This window comes from Mesorhizobium sp. CNPSo 4661 (genome assembly GCF_057784215.1).
Window position 1 is genome coordinate 40,224 of sequence record NZ_JBWGIO010000024.1, and the last position, 17,411, is coordinate 57,634.

The following is a 17,411-nucleotide window of genomic DNA, read 5'->3' on the forward strand; positions in this document are numbered from 1 at the left end:
TCCGCTCAGCTGTCGAGGAAGCTTCTCAGCTTGCGCGACCGGCTCGGATGCTTGAGCTTGCGCAGCGCCTTGGCCTCGATCTGGCGGATACGCTCGCGGGTGACCGAGAACTGCTGGCCGACTTCTTCCAGCGTGTGGTCGGTGTTCATGCCGATGCCGAAGCGCATGCGCAGAACGCGCTCCTCGCGCGGCGTGAGCGAGGCCAGCACGCGCGTCGTCGTCTCGCGCAGATTGGCCTGGATCGCCGCGTCGATCGGCAGGATCGCCATCTTGTCCTCGATGAAGTCGCCCAGATGCGAATCCTCCTCGTCGCCGACCGGCGTTTCGAGCGAGATCGGCTCCTTGGCGATCTTCAGCACCTTGCGCACCTTTTCCAGCGGCATGGCGAGCTTCTCGGCCAGCTCCTCCGGCGTCGGCTCGCGACCGATCTCGTGCAGCATCTGGCGCGAGGTGCGCACGATCTTGTTGATCGTCTCGATCATGTGCACCGGAATGCGGATCGTGCGCGCCTGGTCGGCGATCGAGCGGGTGATGGCCTGCCGGATCCACCAGGTGGCGTAGGTCGAGAACTTGTAGCCGCGGCGGTACTCGAACTTGTCGACCGCCTTCATCAGGCCGATGTTGCCTTCCTGGATGAGATCCAGGAACTGCAGGCCGCGGTTGGTGTATTTCTTGGCGATGGAGATGACCAGGCGAAGGTTCGCCTCGACCATTTCCTTCTTGGCGATCGCGGCTTCGCGCTCGCCCTTCTGCACCTGGTTGACGATCTTGCGGAATTCCAGGATCGAGATCGCCGTTTCGGTGGCGAGGTTCTGGATCTCGGCGCGCAGCTCCTTGATCGCATCCTTCTCGTTCTTGGTGAACTCCTTCCAGCCGCGCGAGGTCAGGTTGGCGATCGAGCGGGTCCAGTTCGGATCGAGCTCGGAGCCCTGATACTCCTTGAGGAATTCCTCGCGGCGCACGCCATAGCTTTCGGCGAGACGCAAGAGCTTGCCCTCGTTCTGCACCAGGCGCTTGTTGATGTCGTAGAGCTGCTCGACCAGCGCCTCGATGCGCGCGGCATTGAGCGACAGCGACTTCACCGCCTTGATCAGCTGATCCTTCAGCTCCTTCAGGCGGCGGTCCTGGCTGGGCGAGAGCGTGCCGGCGGCGGCCAGACGGTTCTCGACCTGCTGGTCCTGCAGCTTCCTGAGCTTCTTGTAGGTGTCGGCGATGACGTCGAGCGTCTCCATTACCTGAGGGCGCAGTTCCGCTTCCATCGCGGCCAGCGACAGGCTCGCCTCGTCCTCGTCGTCTTCCTCTTCCTCAAGCCCGCGCGTGTCGCCGCCGACATTGGTGATGTCGTCTTCTTCCTCGCGCGCCGCCGCGCGGCCGCGCGGCTTCTCTTCGGGCTTGGGCGCTTCCTCGATGCGTTCGACGACGGGCGCCTGCTTGGCCTCGGGGCCGGCATAGGTCGCCTCGAGGTCGATGATCTCGCGCAGCAGGATCTTCGATTCGTTGAGCTCGTCGCGCCAGATGATGATGGCCTGGAAGGTCAGCGGGCTTTCGCACAGGCCCGCGATCATCGTTTCGCGGCCGGCCTCGATGCGCTTGGCGATCGCGATTTCGCCCTCGCGCGACAGAAGCTCGACCGAGCCCATCTCGCGCAGATACATGCGCACCGGATCGTCGGTACGGTCGGTCGGCTCTTTCTTGGCGGGCGTCGCGGCGACGGCGGTGCCGGTCTGCTCGGCGAGTTCGTTGGCGTCTTCCTCTGCGTCGGCGGCCGGCTCGGCTTCGGTCTCTTCACCCTGCTCGTCGTCCTCGACGACGTTGATGCCCATGTCACTGAGCATCGCATTGATGTCTTCGATGCGGTCCGGATCCGTCTCTTCAGAGGGGAGCACCGCGTTTAGCTCGTCGAGCGTGACATAGCCGCGCTTCTTCGCGGCCTTGATCATCTTCTTGACAGCATCGTCGGAAAGGTCGAGCAGAGGGCCATCGGTGGCGCCTTCACGTTCGGTCTCGACCTCTTCCTTTTCCTTTGTCGCCATTCTTTGTCGTCTCCAAGCGGCCGAATATCGAGGCCGCGTAAACTGTCGGACCGGTTAGGCCTGATGCGCTCGCACCGGAACGCTTTTTACCGGCCCGGCAACCGCGTCATCTCTTTTGTTTTGTGCATCTCGTTTGCCCCAAACCGGTTTCCACTTTTGGGCGACATGCATTAAGTCCAGATTAACCCTGATATCTGGAGCAGGCGTTTTGCCTGTCCAGCCGTCACCGGCACCTCACATCGCTCGAATTTCCCGCCGATGCCGGGGCACGGTTAACGTTTCGAATCGTCCTGATTCCGCCAATCTGCCAGAAGGTCAAGCGCCTCTGGCATGATTCGCATGAAAAAAGCGAATCAATTACCCGACTTAGAAGCGTCGATTCGACGCGCTGCGCATTTCCACTTCACTTCCAATGGCTGGTGTCCGGCCCTAAACGCGGCCAACCCTGCCCGATGAAACGCCGAACCCTTCGATCAGCGCTTCCGTTGCCTGCACATCGTTGAATTGCGCTTGAATCTCGATGAGATGCCGGAAGTTTTCATCCGAAGGGTCTGCATCGAGCGCTGCTTGCGCCTGTTTCAGCTCTCTATGTAATGTGCGGGCGCTGCGCTGCAAGTGCAGCGCCTGGTTGAAGGCGTCGCGGGCATCGTCGAGCGCTGCGGTCTCCAGCGCCGGCCACTGCCGCGCGCGCTTGATCAGCTCCACCGCCCGCTCCCAGATGCCGCCGCAGCCGGCGCGCTCGATGGTCGCGATGACCGCGCCGCGCTCATCAGCCGCGTCATGCGCCATGGCGTCGAGAATGGCCGCGTGGAGTTTTCGCAAATCCGAATTGGCCAGGTCAAGGAATTCGACATGCGCGAAATTCTCGTCGATCAGCGCCGGATGGTTGACCAGAGCCACGATGATCGTCGCCTCGCGCACCGACATGCCCTCGCCGCCGCGCTTGACCAGCGCCGACTGGCCGAGGCTTTCGGTGATCGCGATGCGGCCGCCTCCGCCCTTGGCAAACTGTCCGCCGGGCGCCGTGGCCTTGCCCTGGCCGCGCTCTCCCGGCCGGCCGCCATCCTTACGCCCCTGCCTGGCCTCGCGTTGGGAGCCGAAGAAGCTCCGCACCCGCTCGCGCATCACCTGTTGATATTCGTAGCGCACACTCTCGTCGCGGATACGGCTGGCGAGCTCACCCAGCCTCTTTCCCAGCTCGGCCCGCCGCTCCGGCGTTTCGAAGACGCCACCGGCGGTCTCCCGCATCCACAGAAGGTCGACAAGCGGCCGCGCCTCCGCCAACACAGTTCGAAAAGCGTCCGGCCCCTCGGCCTTGACCAGATCGTCGGGGTCCTTGCCTTCCGGCAGCAGCGCAAAACGAGCCGAGCGCCCGACCTGCACCGAAGGCAGGGCCAGATCGGCCGCCCGCCACGCCGCTTTCAGCCCGGCCTTGTCGCCGTCGAAGCAAAGCACCGGCTCCGGCGCCATGCGCCACAGAAGCTCGAGCTGGTTTTCGGTGAGCGCCGTGCCGAGCGGCGCCACGGCGTTCTCGAAGCCGGCCTGGGCCAGCGCGATCACGTCCATATAGCCTTCGACCGCGATCACCGTGCCGCCTTTTGCCAAGGCTTTGCGGGCGCGCGCGAAATTGTAGAGCACATTGCCCTTGTGGAAGAGCTCCGTCTCCGGCGAGTTCATGTATTTGGCGAGCGCATCGGGCGCCAAGGCCCGCCCGCCGAAGGCGATGATCTTGCCGCGCGAATCCGGGATCGGGAACATGATGCGGTCGCGGAACCAGTCATAGGAGACCGGAATGTCGTCGCCATGCCGCACCAGGCCGCATGCCTCGATGTCGGCCTTCGGCACGCCCTTGGCGGCGAGATGTTCCTTGAGCGCGTTGCGACTGTCGGGCGCATAGCCCAGCCGGAAGGATTGCTGCGTCGCCGGCGTCAGTCCGCGGTCGCGCAGATACGCGCGGGCTTTGGCACCGTCGGCGCTCTGCAGCCTGTCCTGGAAGAAGGCAGTCGCCATTTCCATGACGTCGGTCAGGCTGGCGCGTTCCTTCTCGCGCCGTTCCTCCCGTTCGTCCCGCACCGGCATCGGCACGCCGGCCATCTCGGCGATCTTCTCGACCGCCTCGGGAAAACTCAGGCCGTCGAGCTCGGTGAGGAACTTGAAATGGTCGCCCGAGACCGAGCAGCCGAAGCAGTGATAGCGGCCTTTCTTGTCCTCGCAATGGAAGGACGGGCTTTTCTCGCCGTGGAACGGGCAGCAGGCCCAGTAGTCGCCGCGCGACGCGTTGGTCTTCTTCCTGTCCCATGCGACGCGCGTGCCGATGACCTGCGAAATCGGCACGCGGTCGCGTATCTCGTCGAGGAAGGCGGGCGGAAAGCGCATCGGGAAAGCTCGTTTGCCCTCCATATAATCAAGCCGCCCGGGCACGGCGACTCTGTCTCACCCATCGTACCCGCTTTTCACAGACGAAAAGAAGGCGGCCAGGCGGCCGCCATCTGAATTTCCGGATTGCGGCGGATTACTGCGCGGCGATTGCGCCGAAGATGATGCCGGAGAGGATGCTGACCAGCACATAGTCGTTGCCGACGCGGATCCACTCCTGGCCGGGGCCGGGACGGCGCAGGCCGTAGCGGTTCCAGTCGCGGACCGGCTGGTGGCGCCTCCAGTTGGAGTATCTCTGGCCGTTGCGCCAATGGCTGCGCTTCACCACCTTCTTCTTCACGATGACGCGCTTCTTCACGATGACGCGCTTGTCGACATGCCGGTCGGGCTTCTGCCAGTCGACCTGGGTGTAATTCGACCGCGGCGCGCTCGGCTGGGCGAGCGGCGCGGCCTGGCCGGTGAAGGCCGAAGCGGCCAGCATCGAGGCGGTGACGGCGCAAAGTATGAGACGCTTCATGGTCAGTACTCCTTATTGTCGATAGGCAGAGGAGTAGCCGCCGATGGATGAACTGAAACTGAACATGAGAATTACAATTCTGTAATGGTTTCCGATGCTTGCGCAGACTGCTTCAACAAGATTCCGGATCGCGCCCGGCCCAGCCGTCCAGGTGTCGCTTCATTCCGGGCGAAGCGTCGTCGCGCGGCCCGCGCAACCAATGCGCTCCGCGTTCATTTCCGACATGGCGCGTCGACCAAAGGCTATCGTCGCATCAGAAAAATCTATTATTCGGCTAATCTTAACTGGTATATTTCCAGGCCACGATATGGCTAAGATTCGCATCCCTCTCCGCGTCGCCGGAGCCGCCCCGCGAGGTCGGCCATGAGCGGCTCCGTCGTCCTCTTGCACCTTGCCGGCGCGGTGGCGTTGATGCTGTTCGCTACCCGCATGGTGAAGACAGGCGTCGAGCGCGCCTATGGCGACGTGCTGCGCCATAGGCTGCGCGCCACCATGCGCAATCCGATCATGGCGGTGCTGGCCGGCTGTGGGCTGGCGGTCGCGCTGCAGAGCTCGACCGCGGTGACGCTGCTGGTCGGCTCCTTCGCCGGCGCCGGCATCGTTTCGGGCGCCGCCGGACAATTGGCGGTGCGCGGCGCCGAGATCGGTTCGGCGCTGGTCGCCAAGCTGCTCACCTTCGACCTCACGCTTTTGGTGCCGCTCTGCCTGATCGCGGGCACGGTCATGTTCATGGCCACCGAGCGGCGCGACTGGCGCCAGGTGGGCCGTATCCTGATCGGTGTCGGCCTGCTGATCCTGTCGCTGGAGATGATCGGTCAGGCGTCGGAGCCGCTGCGCAACAGCCAGTTGATGCCGCTGATCATCAATTATTTCTCGGGCGATTCCATCACCACCTATCTCCTGGCCGCGCTGGTCACCTGGCTGTTCCAGTCGAGCATCGCCGCGGTGCTCTTGATGGCGACGCTGGCGGGCCGCGGGCTGATCACGCCGGAACTCGGCGTGGTGCTGGTGCTTGGCGTCAACCTTGGCTCGTCGCTGATCGCGCCGATGCTGACGCGGTCGGCGCCACCGGAAGTGCGCGTCGTGCCGATCGGCAACCTTTTGATGCGCGGCCTCGGCTCGCTGATCATGCTGGTCCTGATCATGACCTTCAAGCCGGATGTCGCCTTCCTCGGCAAGACCGCGCCGGATCAGATCGTCAACGCCCACATCCTGTTCAACGTGCTGATCCTGCTGGCCGGACTGCCGCTGGCCGGGCTCGTCTACCGCGCTTCCGAAAAGATCGTGGCGCTGGGCAGCGAGCCGCAACCGGCCGCCGCGCTCGAGGTCGTCGAGCTGTCGGCGCTGAACGAGAGCGCCCTCGATACGCCGAGCCAGGCGCTGGCCAACGCGACGCGCGAAGTGGTGCGGGTCTGCGAGACGGTCGAGATCATGCTGAAGCGCATCATCGAGCTTTACGAGGATGCCGACCCCGCCAAGATCAAGGCGCTTGCCGCGCTCGACGACCGCGTCGACAGGAAGCACGCCGCGATCAAGCTCTATCTCGCCAAGATCACCAGGAATCCGCTGAGCGAGGACGAGGCATTGCGGTGCCAGGAACTGATCGGCGCCTGCGTCAAGCTGGAGCAGGTCGGCGACATCATCGTGCGCAACATGCTGGTGCATGTCAGGAAGAAGCTGGAGCGCGGCCTGGAGTTCACCCCCGAAGGCTGGCAGGAGCTTTGCGCCTTCCATTCCTCGGTGCTCGCCAATGCACGGCTCGCCTTCAACGTGCTGGTCTCGCGCGATCCGGAAACCGCCAGGCAACTGGTGCTGGAAAAGGACCTGCTGCGCGAACGCGAGAAGGAAACCAGCGCCAGCCATTTCCTGCGCCTGCGCGAAGGCACCGCCAAGAGCGTCGAGACGAGCTCGATCCACCTCGACACCATCCGCGACCTGAAGCAGATCAACTCGCTGCTCGCCTCGATCGCCTATCCGGTGCTCGAGGAGCGCGGCCTGCTTGGCGGCTCGCGGCTGAAGGCGAGCTAGAGCAATTCCAGGAAAAGTGTGAAGCGGTTTTCCGTCCGGAATTGCGCATAACAAAAAGGCGGTTGACCGGTTTTTGTGAGACGGTCAACTGCTATCGAAGGCAGCCGGAAAAATTAGTCTTTGCTCATCCTCGCTTCCGTCGGCTAAGGATCGCCTGAGGACCTGTTGGGAGGACGATCCGTCGATGGACACGCATTCGCGCAGCTTCGCCAAGGCGCTTTCCTGGCGCGCCACCGGCACGATCGACACGATGATCATATCCCTGGTGGTCACCGGCAGCATCAAGCTCGCGGCCACCATCGGGCTCACCGAAGTCGTCACCAAGTCGCTGCTCTATTACCTGCATGAACGGGCCTGGCTGAAGATCCCCTACGGGCGCAAAACGGCGGCATAGTCGCGGCGACAGGCCGGTTCTGATCGGTCCAGTCAAGAAAAGCTAAAGCGCCATCGCCAATTTCTGCATTGCCGCGCCCGCCCGGGCGTGGTTTGAGGCATGCATTCCTCGCTTATGTTTTGAACCATGCTGCCGCTGATTGCCCTTTTCCTTGCCGCCTTCGCCTTCGGCACCACCGAATTCGTCATCGCCGGCGTGCTGCCGGAGGTGGCGCAGGGCCTTGGCGTTTCGGTGCCGACCGCCGGTTATCTCGTCTCGGGTTATGCCTGCGGCATTGCCATCGGCGGCCCGCTCTTGGCTTTGGCCACTGGCAAGGTCTCGCGCAAGACGCTGCTGATCGGGCTGACGATCGCCTTTACCCTTGGCCAGGTGGCCTGCGCGCTGGCCCCCGATTTCACCTCGATGCTCCTGCTGCGTATCGCAACCGCGGTGGCGCATGGCTGCTATTTCGGCGTCGCCATGGTGGTTGCGGTCAGCCTGGTGCGCGAGGACCAGCGCGGCCGTGCGGTCGCGGTCATCCTCTCGGGATTGACGGTTTCCAATATCATCGGCGTGCCAGTGGGCACGGCGATCGGCAGCCTGTGGGGTTGGCGCGCGACCTTCTGGGTGATGGGTGCATTGGGCATCATCGCGATCGTCGCCATGCTGGCGCTGCTGCCGCGCACGGCGGGCGCCGCCAACCGGCCGGCCGGGCTGGCGCGCGAAGTTCGTGTGCTCGGCCGCCAGCAGGTCTGGACGTCGCTCATCCTGATGCTGATGCTGATGATCGGCCAGTTCGCGCTGTTCACCTACATCACGCCGATGCTGTTCGAAGTCACGGGCCTCGACGAGAGCCTGATCCCCCTTGTGCTTTTGCTCAACGGCGTCGGCGCCACGATCGGCGTCCTGGTCGGCGGCAAGCTCGCCGACTGGAAGCTGATGCCGTCGCTGATCGTTATGCTCGCCCTGCAGGCGGTGGCGCTTGGCGTCATCCATCTCGTCAGCCCCTACCCGGTGCCGATGGTCGTCGCCATCGTCATTTGGGGCGGTCTCAACTTCGCCATCGGCGCGCCGATCCAGACGCGCATCCTCGCCTGGACGGCCGATGCCTCCAACCTTGCCTCCTCGCTGATCCCGTCCGGCTTCAATGTCGGCATCGCGCTGGCCGCCTCGCTGGGCGCGGCTATGCTCAATGCCGGCTACGGCTATCGCAGCCTGCCGCTGGCCGGCGCCCTGGCCATGCTTGTGGCGGTGGTGGTGGCTGCCGCCTCGCAGGCCTGGGAATGGCGCAGCCGGGCGACGCCGCCGCTGCCCGCGGCGGCCGAGTAACAGGCCGCCAAGCTTTCAATTTGCTGCCTCAGACCTTCGGTCGCGAGGAGTCTGGCGCTCCCGAAAGGATGGAGGCCAGGCTTTCAAGGCCTTCCTTCAACCGTTCGCGGTTGGGCGTGGCGCCCAGCGCCAGGCGGAAGCCGTTGGGAAACTCCTGCCCGGCGGCAAACTCTTCCGCCGGGCTGATGGCGAGCCCTCGGCGACGGGCGATGTCGGCGAGTTCTGCGGTGCGCAACTGGCTCTCCAGCGGATACCACAGATGCAGGCCGGACTCCGATGCCACAAAACCGTTGGGCAGGATGCTGCGCGCGATCTCCTGCCTGGCCTGCGCTTCAGTGCGCACGGCGGCGGCGATTTCCCCGGCAAGACCGCTGCGCAGCCATTCGCAGGCGAGGCCCGTCATCAGCGGCGGCGCCATCATCGTCGTGCCGCGTATCGCAGCCGCGATCCGCTCGGCGGCCAGCGGGTCAGGCGCCGCCAGGAAGGCCGTGCGCAGGAAAGGCGAGATGCATTTCGCCAATGTCGCGACATGGAAAGTCCGCTTCGGCGTCAGGTTTAAAAAGGCCGGTGGAGGGTCTGCCAGCAACCTTCTGTAGGGATCGTCCTCGATGACGGTCAGCTCGAGCTTGTCGGCCATGCGGACGAGTTCCCGCCGCCGGCCTTCGGGCATGACGGATGCGGTCGGATTTTGAAGCGTCGGATTGAGGTAGAGGACACGGGCGCCATGCCGCCGCGCCGCCTCTTCGAGGTCGTCCGGCCGCATACCCTCGCCGTCGTTTGCGACAGCAGCGAGCTTGCGTCGCGCGGCTCCGGCCAGCGCGATCAGCCCGGGATAGGTCAGCGTATCGGCGAGGATCGTATCGCCCTCGCGGCTCTGAGACAGCACGACGGCCGTGAGCAACGCCTGCGCGCCCGATCCGACAACGACCCTGTCAACCGGCGGCCTGTCCCCCGCTTCGGCGAGCCACAAAGAGCCGACGGCGCGCTCCACGGGCGAGCCCGGACCGGGATGGTAGGAAAGCAGCGCTTCGGCGCTGGAGCGCTTGAGCAACCCCTCGATCCCCGTCCTGATCAAGGTCGGCAGGTTGAGACCGACGGGTGCCGGCGGAATGTTCATGCTGAGATCAAGGACAGGCTCTTCCGGTTCGCCTGGCGTGACGAAGGTGCCCCGGCCCGCCGTCGCGTCGATAAGGTTCCTGCGCCGGGCTTCTGAAAACGCCCGCGTGACGGTCGTGAGGTCGACCCCCAGCGACCGGGCGAGTTCCCGCTGCGGCGGCAACCTGTCGCCGGGCTGCAACCGGCCGTTCGAGCGGGCATCCGCGAGCGCCTCGACGATCTTCAGATAGACCGGTCGCGGCCCTGCCTCCAGGACCGGGAGCCAGCCGATGTCGCATTCGCCGGTCACTTATCACCAATCCATACATTTTGTCGCATTGTATGCATACAAGTATGATATATGTATGCACCCGAGACCTCAAGGCCAGGCTGGCCTCACGCGAGGTCCGTTGGAGCGACGATCATGGAAGACCTTGCACATTATCCACGTCTGATACCTTGGCAGGTAGGGATCCGGGGCCGCTGCCCGCGTTGCGGAGAGGGCCACCTGTTCGAGGGGTTCTTGAAACTGGCTCCGAAATGCGATGTCTGCGGGCTCGACTATTCCTTTGCCGATCCCGCCGACGGCCCGGCCTTCTTCGTCATCTGCTTTGCCTGTGTGCCTTCGGTGCTGTTCGCCGTCTGGGCGCAGGTGACCTTCGAGCCCTCCATGTGGTTCCACGCCTTCGTTTCGATCCCGATCGTTCTGGCGACTTGCATCCCGCCGCTGAGGCCACTCAAAGGCTGGCTCGTGGCAAGCCAGTTCTACCACAAGGCGGAAGAAGGACGGCTGGCCAGGCCCGGCGAGTAACCTTCAAAGGTCGATGCGAAACTTGAGGCTCTCCGCGCCGCCATAGGCCGCATCCTCGAAGAAGCGACCGATCAGCCTGCCGCCATTGGCCGTGATGACCTTGTGCGAAGCCGGATTGCCCGGCTTCGCGGTGATTTCGACATAATCGAGCCCGACCGCCCTCGCCTCGTCCAGCATCAGCCGCAGCGCTTCGGTGGCATAGCCCCGGTTCCGCTTCCACGGCACCACCGCATAGCCGATATGGCCAAGCACATGCGAGGGCAGCGCCGACGTGCCCTTCTGCCAGCGAAAGCCGATCGAGCCGGCGGCCTCGCCATCCCAGATCCAGCGCCGGAAGCCAGGCAGCCGCGCGACCTTGGTGCCGTCGGGCAAGGTGATGGGCGACCCCTTCGCTTCGGGGTCGTCAAGGCCGGCGAGAAATTCAATGGGATCTTTCTCAATCGCCTCAAGCTGCTCGCGCGTCGCTTCGAGGAGCCGCACATTGTCGGGCGACCACCCGCGCTCCAGCGCCGCCTTGTAGGAAGGCAAATGCTCGAGCGCCGGTCTGACGATTTCGATCATGGTTCGTTTCCTGTCATGCCCCGCATAGCCGCGGCACGGATCGCCCTCAAGTCGCGTGAAACCGGATTTCGCCCTTGTTCAGGAAACAGGCCTTGTCGAACAGCGACAGGTCGAGCGGGTTCGGCAGCCGGACATCGCCGATATCCGGGACCAGTTTCCCGGAGGAATCAAAGGACCTGTCGACCTGCGAGATGAAGACCAGCACCAATCCTCGTTCCCTGGCAAACGACTTCAAGGCGCGGATCTGGACCATGAGCTCGGGATTCTCCCGCTTCTGGTCGAGCAGTTGCAGATAGTCGATGACCGCCAGCGTGCCGCGCGGCGCCGACCGCAACGTCTCGATGACGTAGTCCGCGCTGATCGCGTCGGAATTGTCGAAGTCGAACTGATGGTCGAAGGCGGCCGGGTTGATCCCGATGTCGCGGAACCGGTCCAGGATGTCGGCATGCATGTATTCCAGGGTGAAGAAGACGGCGCGATTGCCTTGCTTCATGGCCGCCACGGCGAGCTCGAGGCTCATCAGCGTCTTGCCCTGGCCCGGCCGCGCCGCCACCAGAACCATGTCGCCGGGCAGCAGCCGCGCCAACAGGGCGCCGGCAGGCTCGACCTCGGCGGCTTTCGCCGCAAGCAGGCTCCAGCTGCCAAAACCTTCTTCACCGGCAATGCGGTCGAGCGCCGTATGGAGTGGAACATTTTCTCGGCGGGACAGGAGCCTTGCCCGGCGCTTCAGATGATAGACGGGTGCGGAAAGCCGCATCGAACAACCTCCTGCCGCGAGCAGTCTCGACAACCCCTCCTTATGCCTGGCGCTCGAACAGTTGGTCGGGTGACGGATTGCCCTGCATGAACGATGCTTCGCGATGGAGGGAGGAGGCGTGGGCGCGCCGGAATCAGATCATAGCGCAATCGAAGCGGTCCGAAAATCCGACCTGCAAAAGGCGTCGCTGAACTAGAAGTGTTTCGCCGATCGATGCGAGACCTTCTATGATCGGCCCGTGTGATTCACGGGTGCGAGACATTTCGACAGGAGGGGCAAACTAGTGCGGTTGAGATCTGTTCCGCTGGGCGCGGCCATCTTTTGTCTTGTTGCGATTCTCGCCGCCTTGACGGCGTCCGTCAGCTCATTCGCGGCCTTGCGACCGTCGACCGTTCCCGACTGGCTGCAGCGCCATGTCGGCGACGGCGAGGGCCAGATTTCGCAGGTCGTTCTGGAGCGGGCGCGCGCGCTCTACCAGAAGAAGGTCAGCGATGGCTCGGTCAGCAACCCCTGCTATTTCGCCATGGACGCGACGCGTCCCGGCGATTTGGGCAACAGCGTGCTCGGCCAGCGCTATTACGTCATCTGCGAAGCCAAGCAGCTTTTCCGCGCGGTTTCCTCGGGGCATGGCGGCGGCCGCAACCTGAAAGGGGTCGCCGATTTCTCAAACGGCCGGCGTTGCGCGAAGAACTTCGGCAACGCGATGGACTCCGAGCTGACGGCCGGCGGCGCCTATATGACCGCCGAGACCAAGACCTCCTTCAAGGGCTACTACCGCGTCGGCGCGCAGAACGCGGTGTTCATGCGCACTTTCATCCAGTTCGACGGCGAGGGCGAGGCCGCCAATGCCCGGGAGCGCGTCATCGGCGGCCATCCTGCAGCTATTCTGAAGGGCTTGTGCATGCGCAAGAACCCGCAAAGCTCTTACGCCGACCATGACGGTTTTGTCCCGTTCGGCAAGCTGGTGAACTATGCTGGCGGCCGCAGCAACGGCTGCACCAGCTGGTCGCCCGCCGATGCCGAGCAGATCATCCCGATGGTCAAGAACAGCCCGACGACGCTCTACATCTATCCGGAATCGCGCGACATCGCCGCTGTCGTCCGGGCCAAGGCCGCTGGCCAGGCGCTCTCAGGCTCAGCTACCTATTGGAACGCCTCCTGCCTGAAGGAGATCGGCACGCCCAAGTTCTGGCCGAAGAAGACGCTGGAGCCGATCATCGCGCAGTACAAGAAGGACCATCCGGCGCCGCCGCCGCAACCGGTGCCGATGTGCAAGGACTAAAGCAATTCCAGGAAAAGTGCGTAGCGGTTTTCCGTTCGGAATTGCGTAAAAACAAAAACCTAGAGCGATTCCGTGAAACGCTGAACCGCTCTAGGCTGTTGTCTACTGAAGCAGCCCCTTGATGATGGCGCTCGCCTTGGCAAAGTCCATCTGGCCGGCATATTTCTGCTTCAGCGCGCCGATCACCTTGCCCATGTCCTTCTGGCTGGCGGCACCCGTCGCCGCGATCGCCTCGCGCGCGGCGGCCGTGATCGCCGCATCGTCGAGCTGCTTCGGCAGGAAGCCGAGGATGACCTCCATCTCGGCGCGTTCCTTGGCGGCAAGTTCCGGCCGCTTGCCGTCCTCGAATGCCTTGGCCGATTCCTCGCGCTGCTTGGCCATCTTGGACAGGATCTGCAGGATTTCGTCATCGCCCGCCGCCGGCCTGCCGGCGCCGCGATTGACGATGTCGCGGTCGTGGATCGCGGCCTGGATCAGCCGCAACGTTGGCAGGCGATCCTTGTCCTGCGCCTTCATCGCGCTCTTGGTGGATTCGGCGATTTTCTCGCGCATCGTGCTTCTCCTTCGAATGCGGCGGACAATAGCTTTGCCGAACGGGCAAGGCAAATCCTTGCAAGCCGCTGATATTGCTGGACGAAAGCAAATTGTGTCTGGTCTGAGGTCGCGACATTGACCGCTTGGGCGCCTTCCCCTATGTACTCGGTCCTGCATGAGACAATGGAGTCATGTCGCCCAAAAGTGCTTAGCGGTTTTGGGAAAACGACATGACCAACGAGAATCAACGCGTGGGAGCTGAAATATCCAGCTTGCGCGCCTTGCCGCGCAAACGGTCCCGCCGACCGATTGAGGCGACCGACAGGAGTGCCGCCATGGCCACGACCACCGCCCCATGGGCCACCGAAAAGCCGACCGCCCTTCTGGTCCTCGCCGACGGCACGGTGATCGAGGGCCGCGGCCTTGGCGCCACGGGATCGGCCGTTGCGGAAGTGTGCTTCAACACCGCGCTGACCGGTTACGAGGAAATCCTCACCGATCCTTCCTATGCCGGCCAGATCGTCACCTTCACCTTCCCGCATATCGGCAATGTCGGCACCAATGACGAGGATATCGAGGATTTGCATCCGGCCGCCCGCGCGGGCGCTGTCGGCGCGATCTTCAAGGCCAATGTGACCGACCCGTCTAACTATCGCGCCGCCGGCCATCTCGACCAGTGGCTGAAGCGGCGTGGCATCGTCGCGCTGTCCGGCATCGACACCCGCGCGCTGACCGTGCTGATCCGCGAGAAGGGCATGCCCAATGCCGTCATCGCGCATTCGCCCGATGGCGTCTTCGACATCGAGGACCTGAAGCGGCAGGCCGCGGCCTGGTCAGGCTTGATCGGCCTCGATCTCGCCAAGGAAGTCACGGCGGGCCAGTCCTCGGTCTGGCGCGAGACGCCCTGGGTCTGGAATGAAGGCTTTGGCGAGCAGGGCGAGCCTTCCATGCATGTCGTGGCCGTCGACTATGGCGTCAAGCGCAACATCCTGCGTCTGCTGGCGGGCCTCGGCGCCAAGGTCACCGTCGTGCCGGCCAAGACGGGTGCGGAGGAGATCCTGGCGATGCAGCCGGACGGCATTTTCCTGTCGAACGGCCCCGGCGACCCGGAAGCGACCGGCGAATATGCCGTGCCGGTGATCCAGAACCTCTTGAAGACCGACATCCCGGTGTTCGGCATCTGCCTCGGCCATCAGATGCTGGCGCTCGCGCTTGGCGGCAGGACCGAGAAGATGCATCAGGGCCACCATGGCGCCAACCATCCGGTCAAGGATCACACCACCGGCAAGGTCGAGATCGTCTCGATGAACCATGGTTTCGCCGTCGACGCCGACTCGCTGCCCGAAGGCGTCGAGGAAACCCATGTCTCGCTCTTCGACGGCTCCAATTGCGGCATCGCGCTGACCGGCCGGCCGGTGTTCTCGGTCCAGCATCATCCCGAGGCCTCGCCCGGCCCGCAGGATTCGCACTACCTCTTCCGCCGCTTCGTCAACCTGATCCGCGAGCGGCGCGGCGAGGACGCGTTGGCGGAGCGTTGACACGCTCCGCATGTTAGCTATAATATCGCCGAAATAGAGATAGCTGCGGCGATATCCGGTGAAGACTATCATCCTCTCGGCAGCCGCGGCTCGTGATCTCGACAATCTACCCGCCGACGTTCGGGGGCAGGTATCCGAGGGCCTGATAGGTTACGCGATAAGCGGTCGAGGAGATGTCAAGCGTTTAGCTGGTAGAGACGGCTACAGGCTGCGCATCGGTCGCTACCGAGTTATATTCGATGAGGACCGCGCCACTATCCTGGCGATCTACATAGGAAAACGCGAGACAACAACCTACAGCAGGTCATAGCAGGACAAGAAGTCATGAATGCCCCGCAAATCATCAAAACCTCAACCGGCGAGGAATTGGTCGTGATCCCTAAAGCGGATTACGAGGCGTTGCTGCATGCCGCCGAGGAGGCTCTCGAAGATGCCGCGGATGTCGCCATCTATGACGAGCGCAAAGCCGATCTCAGAACCGAAAGGGCGCTGCCGGCGGACGTGACCATGGATGTCTTGCGCGGCTCCAGTCGACTAAAGGCGCTGCGCAACTGGCGAAAGCTTACCCAAGCCGAACTGGCCGCGGCGATCGGTGTCAGCCAGGGTTTCCTGTCGGACCTCGAATCCAATCGCCGTAAGCCGTCTGAGCAGACCAGCGCAATGCTGGCGAAGGCGCTCGATATCCCCGGAGAATGGATCGAGCCTTAAAGCATGTCTCCCGAAAGTGGGAACCGGTTTCGGGATAAAGACATGCGTAAATCAAAAACCTAAAGCGCATGGAGCGAATCTGAAGATTGCGACGCGCTTTAGTCGTCCTCAGGCCGGGTCCGTCACAGCCTCCTGTGTGTGCATGCGCTCGACTTCCCTCGGGGTCGGCCTGGCCACTTTCGTCACGAAGACGATGACCGCCAGCGTCAGGAAAATCGCACCGAGCACGTAGGGCGCGCCGCCGAACACAATCGGCGCCGTCGGGCTCGTGAACCAGGAAAAGATCGCGGTGTAGAGCAGCGGCGTGATGATCGAGGTGATCGAGAAGATCGAGGTCATCGCGCCCTGCAATTCGCCTTGCGCCGAAGGCGGCACCTTGGCGGCGGCGAGGCTTCTGAGCGGCGGATCGGCCAGCGCTTCCAGGCAGCCAGCCACGATCACCGCATAGATCATCCAGCCTTGCGTCGAAAACGCGTAGCCGAAGGCGCTGAGCGCGGTGAAGGTCAGCCCGATCGCCGCCGTCTTCCACTCGCCAAGTTTCGGAATGATCCGCGGCAGCACCGTCGCCATGACGATCGCGCCGCACAGGCCGAAGGCGCCGAGCGAAAGGCCTATCTGCTGCTGGTTCCAGCCATAGCGATACGTGGAGACGAATGACCAGACCGCCGGATACATCATGTGGCCGAGCGTCATCAGGAAGAACACCAGCCCGATCCAGCCGATGCCCGGATAATTGCGCATCTGCATCAGCGTGCCGACCGGATTGGCGCGCTTCCACTCGAAGCGGCGACGATGCTTCTCATCCAGCGTCTCCGGCAGCAGGAACATCGCGATCAGGAAATTCACAAAGGCAAGCGCGGCGGCGAAATAGAACGGTACGCGCGGCCCGAACGTGCCGAGCAGCCCGCCCAGCACCGGGCCGATGACGAAGCCGACGCCGAAGGCGATGCCGAGCAGGCCGAAATTCTTCGCCCGGTTCTCGTCGTTCGAGATGTCGGCGATGAAGGCGGATGTCGTCGAATAGCTGGCGCCGGAAATGCCCGCGAGCACGCGGCCGATGAACAGCATCGGATAGGACCAGGCGACGGCGCAGATCAGATTGTCGATCGAGAAGGTCAGCACCGAGGCAAGTAGGACCGGCCGGCGCCCGAAGCGGTCGCTCAGGCCGCCGATGATCGGCGCGAAGAAGAATTGCATCGCCGCATAGACGAAGAACAGCCAGCCGCCCTCGATCGCGGCCTCACTGACGCTGACGCCGCTCAGTTCCTCCAGATAGGCCGGCAGCACCGGCATGATGATGCCGAAGCCGATGATGTCGAGCAGCAGCGTCGTGAAAACGAGCGCAAGGCCCCGCTTGGCGGTTTTCGGGTCGATCATGGTGACAAGCTCCTCATCCGCCCTGGGGCACGGGCGGGACGGACCTTATAGGCGAGGTTGGCGGCGGGAACAATCCGCGAACGAAGGCAACA

Annotated in this window: 16 protein-coding genes; 8 read left to right on the forward strand and 8 right to left on the reverse strand. The window is 63.7% G+C overall.

All coding sequences use genetic code 11. The features are described from left to right. Positions 1 to 5 precede the first annotated feature (5 nt). The 3 genes from rpoD to AC0YKC_RS28985 all read right to left on the reverse strand — a co-directional run bounded on the left by rpoD (position 6) and on the right by AC0YKC_RS28985 (position 4,926). Positions 6 to 2,033 (reverse strand): RNA polymerase sigma factor RpoD, encoded by a 2,028-nt coding sequence (gene rpoD / locus AC0YKC_RS28975; RefSeq protein WP_320293492.1) that lies wholly within the window; start codon positions 2,031 to 2,033, stop codon positions 6 to 8. 429 nt (positions 2,034 to 2,462) lie between these two features. Continuing rightward, positions 2,463 to 4,409, reverse strand: coding sequence for a DNA primase (gene dnaG, locus AC0YKC_RS28980; protein ID WP_488513551.1), 1,947 nt, complete (start codon positions 4,407 to 4,409; stop codon positions 2,463 to 2,465). 136 nt (positions 4,410 to 4,545) lie between these two features. Further along, positions 4,546 to 4,926 (reverse strand): RcnB family protein, encoded by a 381-nt coding sequence (locus AC0YKC_RS28985; protein ID WP_488513552.1) that lies wholly within the window; start codon positions 4,924 to 4,926, stop codon positions 4,546 to 4,548. 363 nt (positions 4,927 to 5,289) lie between these two features. Here AC0YKC_RS28985 and AC0YKC_RS28990 point away from each other — a divergent pair, with 363 nt between their 5' ends. From AC0YKC_RS28990 to AC0YKC_RS29000, 3 genes are all read left to right on the forward strand, one after another. Continuing rightward, positions 5,290 to 6,954, forward strand: coding sequence for a Na/Pi cotransporter family protein (locus AC0YKC_RS28990; RefSeq protein ID WP_488513553.1), 1,665 nt, complete (start codon positions 5,290 to 5,292; stop codon positions 6,952 to 6,954). A 184-nt stretch (positions 6,955 to 7,138) separates the two neighbouring features. Continuing rightward, on the forward strand, positions 7,139 to 7,348 hold the full coding sequence (locus AC0YKC_RS28995; protein WP_095766624.1) for a DUF2061 domain-containing protein: 210 nt from the start codon (positions 7,139 to 7,141) through the stop codon (positions 7,346 to 7,348). 126 nt (positions 7,349 to 7,474) lie between these two features. After that, positions 7,475 to 8,656: an MFS transporter gene (locus tag AC0YKC_RS29000; protein ID WP_488513554.1), complete on the forward strand. Its 1,182-nt coding sequence runs from the start codon at positions 7,475 to 7,477 to the stop codon at positions 8,654 to 8,656. 28 nt (positions 8,657 to 8,684) lie between these two features. On the opposite strand, the gene AC0YKC_RS29005 is transcribed toward AC0YKC_RS29000, so the two are convergent. Beyond that, complete coding sequence (locus AC0YKC_RS29005) at positions 8,685 to 10,061, reverse strand: aminotransferase-like domain-containing protein (RefSeq protein ID WP_488513555.1); 1,377 nt, start codon at positions 10,059 to 10,061, stop codon at positions 8,685 to 8,687. 114 nt (positions 10,062 to 10,175) lie between these two features. Between AC0YKC_RS29005 and AC0YKC_RS29010 the strand changes: the two genes are divergently transcribed. After that, positions 10,176 to 10,562, forward strand: coding sequence for a DUF983 domain-containing protein (locus AC0YKC_RS29010; protein WP_140804369.1), 387 nt, complete (start codon positions 10,176 to 10,178; stop codon positions 10,560 to 10,562). A 3-nt stretch (positions 10,563 to 10,565) separates the two neighbouring features. Here the strand turns inward: AC0YKC_RS29010 and AC0YKC_RS29015 are convergent, their stop codons facing one another. Beyond that, on the reverse strand, positions 10,566 to 11,123 hold the full coding sequence (locus AC0YKC_RS29015) for a GNAT family N-acetyltransferase (protein WP_488513556.1): 558 nt from the start codon (positions 11,121 to 11,123) through the stop codon (positions 10,566 to 10,568). Between the two features lie 46 nt (positions 11,124 to 11,169). Continuing rightward, a complete protein-coding gene (locus AC0YKC_RS29020) occupies positions 11,170 to 11,880 on the reverse strand; it encodes a DNA helicase (protein ID WP_488513557.1) in 711 nt (236 codons plus the stop codon). A gap of 283 nt (positions 11,881 to 12,163) precedes the next feature. On the opposite strand from AC0YKC_RS29020, the gene AC0YKC_RS29025 reads away from it, so the two are divergent. Then, on the forward strand, positions 12,164 to 13,162 hold the full coding sequence (locus AC0YKC_RS29025) for a hypothetical protein (RefSeq protein ID WP_434723645.1): 999 nt from the start codon (positions 12,164 to 12,166) through the stop codon (positions 13,160 to 13,162). Between the two features lie 102 nt (positions 13,163 to 13,264). Here the strand turns inward: AC0YKC_RS29025 and AC0YKC_RS29030 are convergent, their stop codons facing one another. Next, on the reverse strand, positions 13,265 to 13,714 hold the full coding sequence (locus tag AC0YKC_RS29030; protein ID WP_320293482.1) for a GatB/YqeY domain-containing protein: 450 nt from the start codon (positions 13,712 to 13,714) through the stop codon (positions 13,265 to 13,267). A 317-nt stretch (positions 13,715 to 14,031) separates the two neighbouring features. Here AC0YKC_RS29030 and carA point away from each other — a divergent pair, with 317 nt between their 5' ends. From carA to AC0YKC_RS29045, 3 genes are read left to right on the forward strand one after another with little or no spacing between them, the layout of a single operon-like run. Then, complete coding sequence (carA, locus tag AC0YKC_RS29035; protein ID WP_488513558.1) at positions 14,032 to 15,234, forward strand: glutamine-hydrolyzing carbamoyl-phosphate synthase small subunit; 1,203 nt, start codon at positions 14,032 to 14,034, stop codon at positions 15,232 to 15,234. 58 nt (positions 15,235 to 15,292) lie between these two features. Beyond that, a complete protein-coding gene (locus AC0YKC_RS29040) occupies positions 15,293 to 15,544 on the forward strand; it encodes a type II toxin-antitoxin system RelE family toxin (RefSeq protein WP_320293480.1) in 252 nt (83 codons plus the stop codon). A 14-nt stretch (positions 15,545 to 15,558) separates the two neighbouring features. Beyond that, entirely contained in the window at positions 15,559 to 15,942 is a 384-nt protein-coding gene (locus AC0YKC_RS29045; RefSeq protein ID WP_320293479.1) for a helix-turn-helix domain-containing protein, read from the forward strand. 108 nt (positions 15,943 to 16,050) lie between these two features. Here the strand turns inward: AC0YKC_RS29045 and AC0YKC_RS29050 are convergent, their stop codons facing one another. Further along, positions 16,051 to 17,319: a TCR/Tet family MFS transporter gene (locus AC0YKC_RS29050; RefSeq protein WP_488513559.1), complete on the reverse strand. Its 1,269-nt coding sequence runs from the start codon at positions 17,317 to 17,319 to the stop codon at positions 16,051 to 16,053. Positions 17,320 to 17,411: the final 92 nt, after the last annotated feature.